The organism is Streptomyces zhaozhouensis (assembly GCF_900230195.1).
In the GTDB taxonomy this organism is placed as follows: domain Bacteria; phylum Actinomycetota; class Actinomycetes; order Streptomycetales; family Streptomycetaceae; genus Streptomyces; species Streptomyces zhaozhouensis.
On record NZ_OCNE01000008.1, the window covers coordinates 1 to 14,969 of the forward strand.

Sequence of the window (14,969 nt, forward strand, 5' to 3'; positions counted from 1 at the left end):
AGCGCCTCCCCGACATCGTCGGCGAACTCCTGGAGCTCCCGCGCCAACTCCCGCACCTCGTCGGGCTCACCTGGCGTCGGATCGGAATCCATGTCCACCGGACTCCAGTCGGAAGGACGAGCCATCGCTTCTCCCACCGGGTGATCGAGTTACGGCGCGCAACGACCATAGGAGCACCGCGTAGTCGGCTCAACCACGCCCCGACCCACGCGGGGCGCCCCGTCGCGCGGGGGAGCGGCGCCGAGTTGACGGGGCACCAGGTCAGGGGCGGTCACCGAGGGGCGCACGCCGGCGCACTGGGAGGGGGGCGCGCACCTCAACGGGTGGTGCCCGGGGCGGCGGGAGGCGCCCGGCTCAGCGCTCGGCGTGGTTCTGCGGCCCGCACGCGTGGGAGCCGCGCTTCGTCGCGGCGTACACGTACGGATAGAGGATCGTTCCGTCCTTCCTCTTCCCGGCGGTGGTCCCCTCGCCCGTGGGGCCGACCAGGCGGGTGACCTCGGCACGCTGGTCCCGGACGAGGTCCGTGACGTGTGACGGCCAGGGCCCCGCGGAGCCGTTGTCGTCCAGGACCTGCCGCAGCCGCTCCAGGCCGGGCCGTCGGGCGGGGTCCTTGGCCAGGCACGCCCCGGCGATCCGGCGCACGCTCTCGGGGAGCGCCGACAGGTCCGGATCGGCGTGCAGGACGCGGGAGAGCACCTGCTGAAGTGACGTCCCCTGAAAGGGACTTGATCCGGTGCAGGCCATCACCAGCACGGAACCGAGCGAGAATATGTCGCTCGCGGGGGTGAGCGCGGTCCCCTCGACCTGTTCGGGAGACATGTACGCGGGCGAGCCGACCACCCACCCGGTCCTGGTCAGCCGGGTGCTGCCGGGGGCGTCGTCGGTGCCCAGCGCGATACCGAAGTCCACCACCCGGACGCCGCCGTCGCCGCTCGGCTCGCCCGTCGCGTCGGCCTCGTCGGTGAGCAGGATGTTGTCCGGCTTGAGATCCCGGTGCACCAGCCCCGTGCCGTGGATCTCGTCGAGTGCGCCGACCAGGCCGGCGGCCAGCCGCAGCACGGCGTCCTCGGGGAGCGGCCGGGCGGCGACGTCGACGGTGGTGGCGTCCGCGTCGGCGCGACCGGCGTGGTCGTCCGCTCCGGGGGCGACCACCTGCCGCAACGAGGGGCCGGGGATGTAGACCGAGGCCAACCAGGGGAGGGGCGCGTCGAGGTCCGCGTCGAGGTCCGCGTCGATCACGGCGGCGGTGCGGACGCCCGGCGCCCTGCGCGCCGTGGCGACCTCCCGGCGGAAGCGTCCCCGGTGGCGCGCGTCGTCGGCCAGCGCCGCGCGGACCAGTTTGACGGCCGCCAGCCGGCCGTTCGGCTCGCTCCCGAGGAAGACCCGCCCCATCCCGCCGTGGCCCAGCACGGCCAGCAGCCGGTAGGGGCCGATGCGTCGGGGGTCGGTCGCCGCCAGAGTCTCCACCGCCACCACCTCCGGCAGAGATCAGGCCGTCCGGCGAAGGATGACGGTAGGGGCCGGTCAGGGCGCCGCTGCCCCTCCGTCCGCGTGCTCCTCCCGGCGGTTGGCCACCTCGCCCGAGCCAACCCATGTGACGATCTGTCACCGTGCCGGCGCAACTCGCTGCGGGGTGACCAGCGGACCCAACTGACCACGTGCCGCGTTGACCACCTGCACGTTGACCAGTTCCGACGGGTGACCAGTCCCCACGGGTGACCAGTCGACCCGTCGCGCGCCGGTGACCGGTCGCGCGTCGGCCGTTCCCCGCCGCGTGGATCACTCCCCGGCGACCAGGTGATCCCCCGCGATGCCGGCCTTGTCGGGGGAGAAGAAGTCCCGCACCCCGGCCTCCCAGACGGCCACCGGCACCCGGTCGTCGGCCGAGGGGCCGAACGCGTCGAAGACGGCCGTCACCCGGTCGGCCGGGAAACCGACCGCCGTCATCAGCTCGACGAAGACACCCCGCGCGACCGTCCCGACCCCCTCCGGGTCGCCCAGCGCGGCGAGGGCGTGCGCGAACGACGCCACCGTGTCGGCGAACGGGCCGGGGGAGAGCACCGTGCCCCGGTACTCCTCGAAGTCGATCCGCCCGTCGCCGTCCGAGTCCAGGCGCGTCACCAGCCCCTCCCACCAGCGGCGCATCCCCGCGCGCAGCGCCTCCCGCTGAGCCGGGGCCGACCGCCAGGCCGCCGTTTCCACCCGTTCCGCCATCAGCTCGAAGTCCGACCGCTCCAGCACCCCGTTGCGGTCACCGTCCAGGATGGTGAAGACCACGCGGGCCCGATCGCTCGCCTCGTCACGCGTCATGAGCCGCCCCTCTCCTGTCTCCGGACTCCCAACTCTCCGCCCAGCGAGCGGAGTTGACCGGAAATCCGGTGCCCGTTTCCCTCGAACGAGGGACGCAGACGCGCCGGGGAGCCCGCGCGCACGCGTGGGCCGGGGCGGTGCGCGACGGCACCGGCGCGGGCTCCCGGACCGACCTCGTTCGCCACCGGACCGGAACGGGTCCTCTCGCGCCCTTGCCGCCCGCTCGGCCGGGCCCCGCGAGGCACCACGGGGTTGGCTATCCCCCCGCGTCCGGTTAACGTCCCAGGCGACGGCCGTGAAACGTATCAACGGGAGGCGCCCCCGATGCCAGCCGGCGTGGACGACCACTCACCCGCCCGCCCCGGCACCCCGCCCCCCACGGGGCGTGTACGCGACGCGCGCGCCCTCCCGCCGCCCGCCGCCGTCACCGACCTTCGCGTCGCCGGCCGCGCCGACGAACCGCTCGGCGTCGACGACCCCGCGCCCCGGCTCGGCTGGCGGGTGACCGAGGCGCCCGACGGCTGGGCGCAGCGGGCCTACCAGGTGCGCGCGGCCGGCAGCGTCGCCGCGTTGACCGAGGGGCCGCTGCTGTGGGACTCCGGCCGGGTGGAGTCGGCCGCCCAGCACGACGTCCGCTGGGGCGGGGAGCCGCTGCCCGCGCGGCAGCCGGTCGTCTGGCAGGTCAGGGTGTGGAGCACGCGCGGCGACGTGACCGCGTGGAGCGGGCCGGCCCGTTGGGAGACCGGCCTGCTGACCGGGGCCGACTGGGGCGCGGCCCGCTGGATCGAGCACCCGGACCGACGCACCGAGGACCCGCTGCCGCTGCTCGCCCGCGCCTTCACCCTGCCCGGGGAACGCGCGGCCCGTGTCGTCGACGCCCGGCTCCACCTGTGCGGCCTCGGGCTGCACCACGCCGAGCTGAACGGCGTCCCCGTCACCGACGAGGTCCTGGCGCCGGGCAACTCGCACTACCAGCTGTCCGCCGAGTACCGCGTCCACGACGTGACCCGGCTGCTGCGCCCGGGCGCCAACACGCTCGGCGTCGCGCTCGGCCACGGCACCGCGCTGGTCACGCGCTCCGTCACCCACGAGGCCACCGGGCGCACGGCGCCCTACAGCTGGTGGGAGAGCGAACTCCCGGCCCGGGGAAGCCTGTTGACGGCCGCGCCCGCCGGGGCGAGCCGGGTCGCGCTGGCCGGACTCGCCGGCCGCCTCCACGTCGGCGGGGCGCTGCACGTCGACACCGGCGACGGCGGGGAGCGGATCGAGTCCCGCGAGGTCGTGGAGCTCACCCCGCACGGCCCCGGGCACACCACGGTCTCCTTCGCGCCGCCGCTCGACCGGCCGCACCCGGCCGGCGCCGCCGTGAGCGGCTCGGGCAACCCGCTCGCCGGCACCGAGCCCACCGCCAACGCCGCCGTTCCGCCCCGGCTGATCGCCCGGCTGGAGATCACCCTGGCCGACGGCTCGACCGCGACCGTGGTCACCGACCGCGCGTGGCGGGCCGCGCTCGGACCGACCACGACCACCGGCTGGTACACCGGCACCGACTACGACGCGCGCCGCGAACAGCCCGGCTGGACCGCGCCCGACGCCGACCTCACCGCAGGCGCGCCGCGCCGCGACGGCACCCGGGTCGGCTGGGTCCCGGCCGGCCTCGCCCCGCCGCCCGGCCTGACCACCCGACTGGTCTGGCGCGCCGCCGAACCCGTCAAGGTGGTCGACCGGCTCCGCCCGGTGCGCGTCACCAGGCCCCGGCCCGGCGTCTGGGTCTTCGACTTCGGCCAGAACCTCGCCGGCTGGCCGCTGCTGCGCCTGCCCGCCGGGGTGCCGGCCGGCACCACCCTCACCCTGCGCCCCGCCGAGTCGCTCGACGCCGACGGCACCGTGGAACAGAGCTCGGTCATGGGCGGCGGCCCCGGACGCGGCACCGACGTCTTCGCCACCTACACCAGCCACGGCGCGCCCGGCGGCGAGAGCTGGCATCCGCGTTTCGACTACTTCGGGATGCAGTGGCTCCAACTCGACGGGCTGCCAGAGGACTTCGAGGCGACGGCCGACACGGTCACCGCCCTCCGGCTGCGCGCCGCCGCGCCCGTCGCCGGCGAGCTGCACACCTCCGACGAACGGGTCAACCGCGTGCACCGGATGGCCCGCCACTCGGTGGCCAGCAACCTGATGTCCACCTTCACCGACTGCCCCGGACGCGAGAAGCTGGCCTATCTCGCCGACTACACCCAGCCGTTCCGCTCCCTGGCCCGGCACTTCGGCTTCGCCGCCTACCTGCGCACCATGCAGCGCCATCTGGTGGAGGGGCAGTCACTGACCGGAGCCAACCGAGGCAACGTCGCGCTGAAGGCCCCGGTCTACGACTGGGGCTACCTCGGCGAGTTCGGCGACGAGATCAACTGGGGAAACGCCGTCGTCCTGGTGCCCTGGCTGCACTACGAGACCTACGGCGAGACGGAGTTGATGGAACGGCACTACGCGTCGATGCGCGCCTTCGTGCGCTATGTCCGCGAGGAGAAGGCCGGTACCGGTGCCCGCGCGCACCTCGTACACGCCCCGCTCGCCGACTGGATAGCCGCCGACGAGACCACCTCGGGGCTGCTCACCGGCACCTGGGGTTACCACCAGACCGTCGACCGGATGGCCCGGATGGCCGCGCTCCTCGGCCACAGCGCCCACGCGGAGGAGTACCGCGCGCTCGCCACCGCGATCCGGGAGGCGTTCCACGCCGCCTTCTACCACCAGGAGCGGGGGCGCTATACCAGTGCGGGCGGCAGCGGCGGCACCGAGGGGGCCACCCAGGCCGCCCAGGCGCTGGCGCTCGACGAGGGGCTGGTCCCCGAGGGGGAACGAGGACGCGTCGTCGACTCGCTGGTCGAACTGGTCAACGCCTACCCCCCGTTCGGCGGCGGCCCTCACCTCAGCGCGGGAACGATCGGACTGGCCCCCCTGGTCAGAGCCCTTACCGAGGCGGGCCGGGACGACCTCCTGTGGGAAGCCCTCCACCAGGACACCCGCCCCGGCTACGGCCACTTCCTGAACCCGACCACCGCCAACCCCGAGGGCCTGACCAGCATCCCCGAGCAGTGGGACCTGGTCCACTCGAAGAACCACGTGATCCTCCTCCCGATCGAGGAGTGGTTCCACGGCTCCCTGGCCGGCATCCGCCAGCGGCCTGGTTCCGTCGGTTTCCGCGAACTCCTGGTCGAACCACGGCTGGTGGGCACCCTGACCCACGTCAGCGGGCGCTACCGGACCCCGTACGGCGAGGTCACCTCCGAGTGGACCCGCGAGGCCGCCGCCTTCCGGCTGCGGGTGCGGATACCGCCCCACACCACCGCCGAGATCCGCGTCCCCACCGCCGAGGGCACCGGCCGCGTCCATCACCACGTGGCCTCCGGCACCCACACCTTTACCACCCGCCTGACCAGTCCCTGACCACCCCCGGCGCCGCCGGTTACCCGGGGCGCGGGAGCACCGCACGACGAGCGGTGCCCGCCGCCCCGGGCCCGGCGCGCCCCACCCGCCGGCCGCCCGCCGGGGCGCGGCTTCGGGGGTGTGCGGCGCGTCGCTCCCCGGAAGCGGCTGCGGTACGGAAAGATGACCGCAGGGATGAAGCACGTGCATCCTGGGCAATGGGAAGGGCATAGCTCTCGGGGGGCGGAAATCGATTGCTGTACCGGGGAGGGGCTGTGGAGACGGACGACACGTTCTGGGACGGGGTCGCGCGTCATCTGGTGCACTACGGTGCGTCGTTCACGCCGCGCATCATCGAACGCGCCGCTGGAAGCCATGTCTACGACAGCGAGGGTCGGGCCATCCTCGACTTCACGTCGGGGCAGATGAGCGCGGTTCTCGGGCACGGGCACCCGGCTGTGGTGCGGGCCGTCTCCGAGTCGGTCGCCACACTCGACCACCTCTTCAGCGGGATGCTCAGCCGTCCCGTCGTCGAGCTGGCCCGGCGGCTGGCCGGCACCCTGCCGGACCCGCTGGAGAAGACGCTGCTGCTGACGACGGGCGCCGAGGCCAACGAGGCGGCCCTGAAGATGGCGAAACTCGCCACCGGCCGCTACGAGATCGTCTCATTCGACCGCTCCTGGCACGGCATGACCTCCGGCGCCGCCGCCGCGACCTACTCCGCGGGCCGGCGCGGCTACGGCCCGACGGTCCCCGGCAACCTCACGCTGCCGACACCCAACGCCTACCGCTCGCCGTTCCGCCACCCCGACGGCTCCCACGACTGGGAGACCGAGCTGGCCCACGGCTTCGCCGCCGTCGACCAGCAGTCGACCGGCTCCCTCGCCGCCTGTCTGGTCGAGCCGATCCTCTCCTCGGGCGGCATCGTCGAGCTGCCGCCCGGCTATCTCGCCCGGCTCAAGGAGCTGTGCGAGGCGCGCGGGATGCTGCTGATCGTCGACGAGGCGCAGACCGGCGTCGGCCGGACCGGCCACATGTACGCCATCGAACGCGACGGCGTGGTGCCCGACATCCTGACCCTCTCCAAGACGCTGGGCGCCGGGCTGCCGGTCGCGGCGGTCGTCACCAGCGCGGCCGTCGAGGAGGTCTGCCGGGAACGCGGCTTCCTCTTCTTCACCACCCATGTCTCCGACCCGCTCGCGGCGAGCGTCGGGCTGACCGTGCTCGACGTGGTGGAGCGCGAGGGGCTGGTCGCGCGCGCCGCCCTGCTGGGCGGCACGCTGCGGACGCGGCTGCTGGAGCTGCGGGACACGTTCGAGGTGGTAGGCGACGTGCGGGGGCGCGGTCTCCTGCAGGGCATCGAGCTGGTGACCGACAAGGAGAGCAGAACACCGGCCGACGCCCTCGGGCAGGCGGTCACGGCGGCGTGCCTGGAGCGGGGGCTCCACGTCAACATCGTCCAACTGCCCGGCATGGGCGGCATCTTCCGCATCGCGCCACCGCTGACCGTGGGCGAGGACGAGCTGCACCTCGGCGTCGACATCCTCGCCGACTCCCTCAAGGCGGTCCTCGCGGCCGGCCCCTGAGCCACGAGGGTCTGGCCGGTCCCGGAGCGGGACCGCGCCCCGGCGCGGCCCGCGAGACCGGGTGGTTCCGCGCTGTCTCCCGGGTGAACGATCACTCCGGTGCGGCGCGTCCCGATCGCTCCGGCGCCGAGAGCGTGTGCGCCCCGCGTCCACTCCGGGCGGCCCCGACCGTCCCGCACGCATTTCCCGGCCTTCCCCCACGCAAGGGAAAATCAGATGACTGCTCGACTGCACGGCTTCTTCTGGCAGGAGCTGGTACTGGAAAAGGAGATCTCGGAAAGCGGGGACGACGGCTGGATATACCAGTTGCCGGACGAGACGTTCGGGATCATCACGCCGCTCCAGAGCTCCTGCCAGGTGTCGGGACTGGACGGCAAGGGACGGCGCAGCGCGACGCTCATGCCGGGCGAGATATGCAGGGTCGCCCCCAACAATCCCGTACGCCTGGACCGCACTCCGCCGAGGCGGTCCGCGTTCCGTGTGGCGTGCATCCAGTTGCCGCTGACGATTCTCCAACGCACGCTGGAGGCACATCCGGAGTCCCCTGTCCGGACGGTTTCGGAACTGCACACGCTGCGCGCGTTCGATCCGCACATCGCCTCGATGGCCCCCGTGCTGCTGCACGCCTGGCGGACCGGCAGCGGCGACCAGTACGCCCTCGCCGCCGCCCACTACCTCGCCGAGTACCTGCTCCACCCGTTCCGCGCCGCCTCGCCCGGCGCCGGGGGGCTGAACGCCGAGCAGTTGTTCACCGTGCGGACCTACATGGAGACCCATCTGGCCGAGAACGTCACGCTCGACCGGCTGGCCAGGGAGGTGCGGCTCAGCCGCTACCACTTTCTGCGCCGCTTCTCCGTCGCCACCGGCAAGACGCCGTTGCAGTACCTGACGGGGCTGCGCATCGACGCCGCCCGCCACCTGCTCGCCTCGGGTGACGACCCGGTGTCGCAGGTCGGCAGGCTCTGCGGGTTCGCCAACCCGGAGAACTTCGCCCGGGTGTTCAGAAAGCACGTCGGATGCTCGCCCTCCGAGTACCGCCAGCGCGGCCAGCACACGACGCCTCCCTGACCGCGCCGACCGGCCGGCGAGCGGCGGGAGGGGCGATCTGACACCTCCCCGTTCCGTTGTACCGGCGGGTACGGGAAGAGGCGCTCGCAACATCCGTCAGGGAGTGCGCAATCGCTGTCATGACCCTTCTTTTACTCTCGCCTAGAGTTTCTTTCGAATGCGGGAACGCCAGAATCCTGAAAGAGGGATGGCCACGTGGCAAAGGGACGGATTCACGTCTATGTCGGTCCGACCTGTCCGGCGGACGAGATAGGTGAGCGCTTTCCGGAAGTGGTGCCCCATCCTCCGGTCGCGCACGGGGACTTCTTCGGACCCGAGCCTGCGGCCGGCGATGTCGCCGTGGTCGTCGACGACTTCGCCCCGCACCGGCCGGGCGCGCGGCACAAGGAGTATCTGCACGCGCTCGACCGGGGCGTGACCGTCATCGGCGCGGCGGGCGTCGGAGCGCTGCGCGCCCTGGAGCTCGGCCCCTTCGGTGTGCGCGGCGTCGGAACCGTCCACGAGCTGTACCGCTCCGGGGTCCTCGACGGCGACGACGCCGTGGCCGTCGCCCACGAGGAGGAGGCGCCCTACGCGCGGCTGAGCGTCCCCCTGGTCAACCTCCGCGCCGCCGCCCAGGCCGCCTGCGCGGAGGGGCTGTTGCGCGCGGCCGAGATCGAACGGGTCGTCGAGACGCTCCGGCGCGAGTACTACCCCTCGCGCACCCAGGACCGCGTCGTCCACCTGCTGCGCCGTGCCGGCCGGCCCCAACTGGCCGACTGGTACGCCCGGCGGGTCGCCGACGACCCGCACATCTTCGACCAGCAGCGCAGGGACTGCCTCGCGGCGATCGAGGCGGCCCGCCGCACGGTCGCCGAGGGCGTCGTCGGCCGGGTCACGGGCGCCGGCGACGCCGCCTGGCGCACCGTTGCCCTGCGCGCCTGGCGCAACCACTTCGTGGCCCGCGAGGGCTCCCCGCCGCTGGGCCAACGGATCGCCTACCAGCAGTTGTTCAACCCCTACTACGCGCGGGTCTGGAACCGCTACCTGGAGGACTCCCTGCCCGGCGGCCCCGCCGTGACACGCCTGCCGCTCCCGGCCGCCCGCGAACGGGAGCGGCGCCTGGCCGACGCCGACTGCCCGGTCCCCGACCTGAGCGACCCGCACGAGGTGGCGCTCCTGCTGAGCGCGGAGGAACCGGCCGACATCGAGGCCGTCGCCGCGCAGCTGCGGCGTGACCCCGCCCCGGGCTTCGACGTCGGCCCCCGGTCGCGCCGCGCCGCCCAGGACCCCGCGCGGGAGCTCTCCGAGGACGCCGGCCGGGTCCTGCTCTGCCACATCTGGCAGATTCCCGCCGGCGAACTCGCCGGCGAGTGCCGGAGCCGGGGCATCCCCGACGTCGAGACGGCGGTCAGGATGCTGCGGCCGTTCGTCGCCGGCGCCGGCGGGGCCGCCTCCGAGTCGCTCCGCGCGGAGACGGCGTGAGGGGGCCGGCCGCGCCCGACGGCGCTTCCCCCGCCCGGTCCGGCGGGCCGAACACCGAGGAGACCTGGGCACGCGTCGAGCCGCTGCTCGGGCGGTACGGCATCACCCGCGTCGCGGACGTCACCCATCTGGATCACATCGGCATTCCGGTCTCCGTCGCGGTCCGGCCGCTGGCCGAGACCTACGCCACCACCCAGAGCGCGGGCCTCACCCCGTCGATGGCCCACGGTCTGGCCGCGATGCGGTCGGTCGAGCTGGCACACGCGGAGGCGTTCGACCCACCCGCGTTCGAGGCCACCGCCTATGACCTCGAACTCCCGTACTCGGTCGACGCGTTGAACACCCTGCCGACCAGCGGGCCGCTCGCCCACGTGAAGCTCGCCTGGACGCCGGGCCGCACGCTCCTGGGCGGTGCGCCGGTGCCGCTGCCGCTGCAGCTCCTGCGCCTGTCGTTCGTGCCCGGCGTGCGGGGGGAACCCCGCGTCCTGCGGGCCTCCCGCAACGGCCTCGCCTCCGGCGGCACCCTCCCGGAGGCCGCGCTGGAGGGCCTGTACCGGGTCGTCGAGCGCCACGCTCTGGCCAGCCTCGGCGCCGAGGGCCCCGACCCCCGGGTCCGCGTCGACCTGGCCACGCTCGACGACGCGCATCTGCGGGGCCTGCTCGACCGGCTGGCCGACGCGAGCACCCAGATCGAGGTGGCACTGGTCCGCAACGCCCTCGCCGTGCCCGTCTTCCTGGCGTTCGTCTGGTCACCCCTGCACCCGCTCGTCGCCGCGGGGGTCGGCGCCGACCTCGACCTCGGCGCCGCCATGTGCCGCGCGATCGGCCAGGCCGTCCAGGCGCGCCTGACGAGGATCATGGCCGTCCGCGACGACCTCCCCTCCGAGTGCCGGCCGCCCCACTCCTCCGACCCGCTGCTGGCCACCTCCCGGGGGCGGGCGGTCGCCGAGGTGACCGAGGGATACCGCGCCGCCCACGACGACCCGGACGCCGCGCTGGAGGATGTCGCCCGCCGGGTGGAGGCGCACACCGGGATGCCGCCGCTCCTCGCCGAACTCTCCACCGACGGCGATCCGTTCTCGGTGGTCAGGGTCGTCTGCCCCGGCCTCGACCACGCGCGCCGGGACAGCGACGCCATCCGCCGGCTGTCTCCCTGCGCCGACGAGCCCCGGTGCGTCTGAGGGACCCGTGTCTCCGAGGGACCCGCGCCGCGGGCGCCGGGGCGGCCTGGGCTATCCGGCGAGGAAGCCGCGCGCCCGGACGGTCTCGCCCAGGTTCTGCCGCCCGTCCATCGCCTCGACGCCGCTCGACACCATCAGAACGGACTCCCGCCAGGTCTTGTGGCCCAGACCCACGTCCTCGCGGAAGGTGCGGAACTCCTCCTCGTAGTCGTCCGCCGCCTCCCGCCACGCCGAGGTGTCGTAGCGCTCCCGGTGCAGCACCAGCTCCTGGGCGGGGCGGGGGCGTATCCGGGCGGGCCGCTCGGGGTCGGGAACCCCGACCACCAGGCCGAAGGAGACGAAGCTCAGCGGCGGCAGCCCGATCATCTCGGCGAGCTCGCGCGCCTTGTTCCTCGCGGCGCCGATGTAGACCGTCCCCAGGCCCAGCGACTCGGCGGCGACCGTCGCGTTCTGCGCCGCGAGCGCGGCGTCCGTCGCCGCCACCAGGAAGGTGTCCAACTGCTCCAGGACGTCACCGCTGTCGCCCGCCTCCGTGGCGATCGCGTGGCTGCGCGAGAGGTCGGCGACCCAGAGGAGCAGCAGCGGCGCCTCGTTGATCTGCGGGTTCCCCCGGTCCACGGAGTGCATCCGCGTGGTGGCGGCGATCTCGGCCTTCAGCTCGGGATCGGTCACCGCCACCACGCTCCACTGGTGGAGGTTGGAACTGGTCGACGCCGACTGCGCGGCGGCCACCAGCGTCTCCAGCGTCCCCTCCGGCAGCGGGTCGGGCAGGTAGGCGCGGACGGAACGGTGCCGCAGCATCCCCGCTATCTGGTCGTTCCACCTCACCCCCTCCGGCGCCTTCCCCTTTCCGTAGCGCTGTTCCAGCAGCTCGTGCCGCTCATCGTCCGTGGACACAGACACACCTCTGTCGTTTCGGTTCCTCGGGCACGTTCCTCGGCACTGCCGCGACGCACTCATGCCGTATCGGCAGTAAACAGCATACTGGCAGTATCTGCCAAGCAGGCATCCGAGGTACCATGCGTGCGTGTCCACGCTTCGCGACAGACGGCGGCAGGCCACCGAGACGGAGATCGAGGTGGCCGCGATCAAGCTGTTCGAGAGCCGCGGCTTCGAGGCGACGACCTGTGACGACATCGCCGCCGCGGCCGAGGTCTCGCCCCGCACCTTCTACCGGCACGGGGCGAACAAGGAGGAGGCCGCCTTCCGGACGGCCAGGCGGTTCAGCGCGGCCCTCGGCGACGAGCTGGCCGAGCGGGCCGCCCGACGCCGCCTGAGGCTGGCCGACTTCGAGGAGGTCATCGCGGGCATCCTCACCGAGTCCGCCACCGAGGACTGGCTGGAGCGGATGCTGACGGTGCGTCGCCTCACCTCCCACGACCCCGCCCTGCGCCGGATCGCGCAGCTCCACGACGCCGAGTGCGTCGAGCGGGTCGTCGAGCGCGTCGCCCAGCAGGACGGGGCCGACCCCGAGGGCCTCCTCCACCTCCAGGTGACGGCGGCCACTGCCCTCACCGTCTTCCGGGCCGCGCTGGACGAGTGGGCTGCCTCGCCGCCCGAGGAGGAGCGCGCGGCGAGCCTCGTCAGGATCTACCGCCGGGCGTCCGCGCTGCTCAACGACGAGGTCACGCGCGACGCCCGCCGCTGACCGTGCCCCGGCTCAGCCGACGCCGAGCGCCTCGCGCAGCCGCCCGCGCACCTGGCGCTCCGTCTCCGCCGCGTCGCACCCGTCCACGTCGACGGTCAGCACGTCCCACCCCGTCGTCGCCAGCACCCGCGCGGTCAACCCGGCCTCCCACCGCAGATGTTCCGCGGCCGACGCCAGGTCACGCACCGAGCGGCCGCCCGGTGCGCGCCCCAGCTTGTCGACATACCAGCGCTCCCACCCCGCGCCCTCCCGGGCGACGGCCCGCGCCAGGGCGGCCTCCGGGGCGCCCCGCAGATACACGACATGGACCGTCGCCGGCTCCACGGCCGCGGCCAGCTCCCGCACGATCCGTCCGATCGCCGCCTCGTCGTGGCCCCAGGCGACCAGCGACGGCACGAACGGCAGCAGCGCGTCCGTCACCAGCACCCGCACGCCCGCGCGCCGGGCCCCCGCCACATAGGCGCGCGTCGCCGCGACCAGCGTGTCCGGCCGCACGCTCCCGGCGCCGTCCGCGAACTCCTCCGCGACCGGCCGGAAGGCGTCCCGGGTGAGGACGTCCGCCTCCTCGAAGTGGTCGACCGCCACCCCGGCCCCGGCCAGCCACGCGGCCAACGCCCCGCAGAGCGTCGACTTGCCCACCCCCGGGCTGCTGCCGACCACCGCGACCACGTGCTGCTCCATGGCGCCAGCCTCCCACGAACGGACCGTCGTCACAGCACGTCGAGCTCCCGCATCCGGCGCACGAACGGCGGGGCGTCGGCGCGGGACCAGCGGGGGTCGTAGTAGGGGAACCTCTCCTGGTCGTAGACGAAGTCCTGGCCGAGGAACTGCGCGATGTACCGGTGGGCGGCGGCGCGTTGCTCCGGGGTCTCCGGGACGGCGACGAACGAGGTCGTCCAGCTGAACCGCGCGCGGCCGTGGACGCTGCCGTGCCAGATGTGCGGGTCGAAGACGACCACGTCGTGGGGGCCGAGCGGGGGGACGAAGCCGGGCCAGCGGCGTTCCTCGCCGAGCTCGTCGAACTCCTCGTCGACGGCCATCTCCTCCCGGTAGCCGGCCAGCCGTTCGGCGAGCGGGCCCCGGTGGGAGCCGGGGAGGAACTGGAGCGAGCCGTCCGCCTCGCACAGCTCGTCGCGGTAGACGACGCACTTCACGGCCCGCAGATGCGGCTCGGTGGTGTCCTGGTGCCAGGGCGAGGCGTTGCTGAGGTAGGTGCCCTTGGGGGGTTTGACGAGCGCGTCGGCGCCCAGCAGCTGTTCGGCGACGTCGCGCAGCGGCGAAGCGTTGACCAGCGCGCAACTCGCGGGGGTCGTCGCGGCGTTCATCAGCGGCAGGAACCAGCTCGTGACGCCGTCCACGGGTATGCCGGTCCGCGCCGCCGGCTCCCGTGCCCGGCGCACCTGCGGGTACTGGTCGGTGAGGCTGTCGACGACCTCGGCGAAGAGGCGCTCCGACTGGTCGGGCGTGAAGAAGCCACGCACGACGACGAAGCCGAACGAGTCGAAGAACGCGAGCTGTTCGGAATCCAGCAGGCCCATGACGCAACTCCACTCCCATCACACACATCACACCGGTGCGAGAACGCGGTCCCGCCCGCCGAGGCGGGGGTTCAGAGCTTCTCGACGATCAGTTGGTAGTCGCGGTGGATCTCGCGGAACTGCCCGGGGACGGTCCGCAGAAAGGTCTCGATGCCCAGCCGCGGGCGTTCGCTCTCCGTCTCCATGAGGTTCCAGTCGTAGTCGTCGAAGAGCACCAGGCCGCCGGAGACCGTCAGCGACCAGGCCAGCGCCGCGTCGCCGTAGACGTCGGCCGCGTAGTGGCTGCCGTCCACGTAGACGATGTCGAAGCGGCGCCCGGCGATTCCCAGGAGCGGGAGCACGCTCCCCGACGTGCCCCTGATCTTCTCTATCCGGTCGGCGAACCGCGCCGTGTTGGCGTCGAAGCGCCGTTCCACGTCGGCGACCGAGGGCGCCAACGACGCGTTCTCGTGGTGCTCGACGCTGCCCTCGAACGTGTCGACGCACGTCAGCGAGGACCCGGCGAGGTAGTGGAGGAAGAAGAGCGCGGACCGCCCCTCCCAGGAGCCGATCTCCAGCACCCGTGCCGGCCGGTGCCGGTGCGCGGCCAGGACCTCCGTCCAGACGGGGAAGTGGCTCGTCGTCCAGTCCGAGGAGAACACGCAGCCCTCGTACCAGCGGGCGATGTCGGCCTCGTTCACCACTTCGGAGGCGCGTTCCCCCGCGGAGGTGCGTTCCATCGCGATCCTCTCCCTTCCCGATCTTCCGC

General features: G+C 73.5%; 12 protein-coding genes. 6 read left to right on the forward strand and 6 right to left on the reverse strand.

Annotation, left to right across the window (positions count from 1 at the left end; translation table 11 throughout):
• Positions 1 to 354: 354 nt before the first annotated feature.
• Both CRP51_RS13115 and CRP51_RS13120 read right to left on the reverse strand, forming a co-directional pair.
• Positions 355 to 1,467: a serine/threonine-protein kinase gene (locus CRP51_RS13115; protein WP_141514592.1), complete on the reverse strand. Its 1,113-nt coding sequence runs from the start codon at positions 1,465 to 1,467 to the stop codon at positions 355 to 357.
• A 312-nt stretch (positions 1,468 to 1,779) separates the two neighbouring features.
• Positions 1,780 to 2,310, reverse strand: coding sequence for an EF-hand domain-containing protein (locus tag CRP51_RS13120; RefSeq protein ID WP_097231341.1), 531 nt, complete (start codon positions 2,308 to 2,310; stop codon positions 1,780 to 1,782).
• Between the two features lie 324 nt (positions 2,311 to 2,634).
• On the opposite strand from CRP51_RS13120, the gene CRP51_RS13125 reads away from it, so the two are divergent.
• The 5 genes from CRP51_RS13125 (at position 2,635) to CRP51_RS13145 (ending at position 11,035) form a co-directional block, all read left to right on the forward strand.
• The gene (locus tag CRP51_RS13125; protein ID WP_097231342.1) at positions 2,635 to 5,757 is read left to right on the forward strand and encodes an alpha-L-rhamnosidase; all 3,123 of its coding nucleotides are present in this window, start codon (positions 2,635 to 2,637) and stop codon (positions 5,755 to 5,757) included.
• Between the two features lie 254 nt (positions 5,758 to 6,011).
• Positions 6,012 to 7,322 (forward strand): aspartate aminotransferase family protein, encoded by a 1,311-nt coding sequence (locus tag CRP51_RS13130; RefSeq protein WP_097231343.1) that lies wholly within the window; start codon positions 6,012 to 6,014, stop codon positions 7,320 to 7,322.
• A gap of 216 nt (positions 7,323 to 7,538) precedes the next feature.
• Positions 7,539 to 8,390: a helix-turn-helix domain-containing protein gene (locus tag CRP51_RS13135; protein ID WP_097231344.1), complete on the forward strand. Its 852-nt coding sequence runs from the start codon at positions 7,539 to 7,541 to the stop codon at positions 8,388 to 8,390.
• A gap of 270 nt (positions 8,391 to 8,660) precedes the next feature.
• Entirely contained in the window at positions 8,661 to 9,854 is a 1,194-nt protein-coding gene (locus CRP51_RS13140; protein ID WP_170970538.1) for a TfuA-like protein, read from the forward strand.
• Positions 9,851 to 11,035, forward strand: coding sequence for a YcaO-like family protein (locus CRP51_RS13145; RefSeq protein WP_170970539.1), 1,185 nt, complete (start codon positions 9,851 to 9,853; stop codon positions 11,033 to 11,035). The genes CRP51_RS13140 and CRP51_RS13145 overlap by 4 nt, the downstream gene beginning before the upstream one ends.
• A gap of 51 nt (positions 11,036 to 11,086) precedes the next feature.
• Here the strand turns inward: CRP51_RS13145 and CRP51_RS13150 are convergent, their stop codons facing one another.
• Positions 11,087 to 11,932, reverse strand: a complete 846-nt coding sequence (locus CRP51_RS13150) for a nitroreductase family protein (protein ID WP_245880563.1) — start codon at positions 11,930 to 11,932, stop codon at positions 11,087 to 11,089.
• Between the two features lie 130 nt (positions 11,933 to 12,062).
• On the opposite strand from CRP51_RS13150, the gene CRP51_RS28825 reads away from it, so the two are divergent.
• Positions 12,063 to 12,683, forward strand: coding sequence for a TetR family transcriptional regulator (locus tag CRP51_RS28825; protein WP_097231348.1), 621 nt, complete (start codon positions 12,063 to 12,065; stop codon positions 12,681 to 12,683).
• 12 nt (positions 12,684 to 12,695) lie between these two features.
• Here CRP51_RS28825 and CRP51_RS13160 read toward each other — a convergent pair whose 3' ends face one another.
• From CRP51_RS13160 to CRP51_RS13170, 3 genes are all read right to left on the reverse strand, one after another.
• Positions 12,696 to 13,364 carry a hypothetical protein gene (locus CRP51_RS13160; protein ID WP_097231349.1) on the reverse strand — a complete coding sequence of 223 codons (669 nt, stop codon included), beginning with the start codon at positions 13,362 to 13,364 and terminating at the stop codon, positions 12,696 to 12,698.
• A gap of 29 nt (positions 13,365 to 13,393) precedes the next feature.
• Positions 13,394 to 14,221, reverse strand: a complete 828-nt coding sequence (locus tag CRP51_RS13165) for a phytanoyl-CoA dioxygenase family protein (RefSeq protein WP_097231350.1) — start codon at positions 14,219 to 14,221, stop codon at positions 13,394 to 13,396.
• Between the two features lie 71 nt (positions 14,222 to 14,292).
• A complete protein-coding gene (locus CRP51_RS13170; protein ID WP_097231351.1) occupies positions 14,293 to 14,940 on the reverse strand; it encodes a class I SAM-dependent methyltransferase in 648 nt (215 codons plus the stop codon).
• Between the last annotated feature and the right edge of the window lie 29 nt (positions 14,941 to 14,969).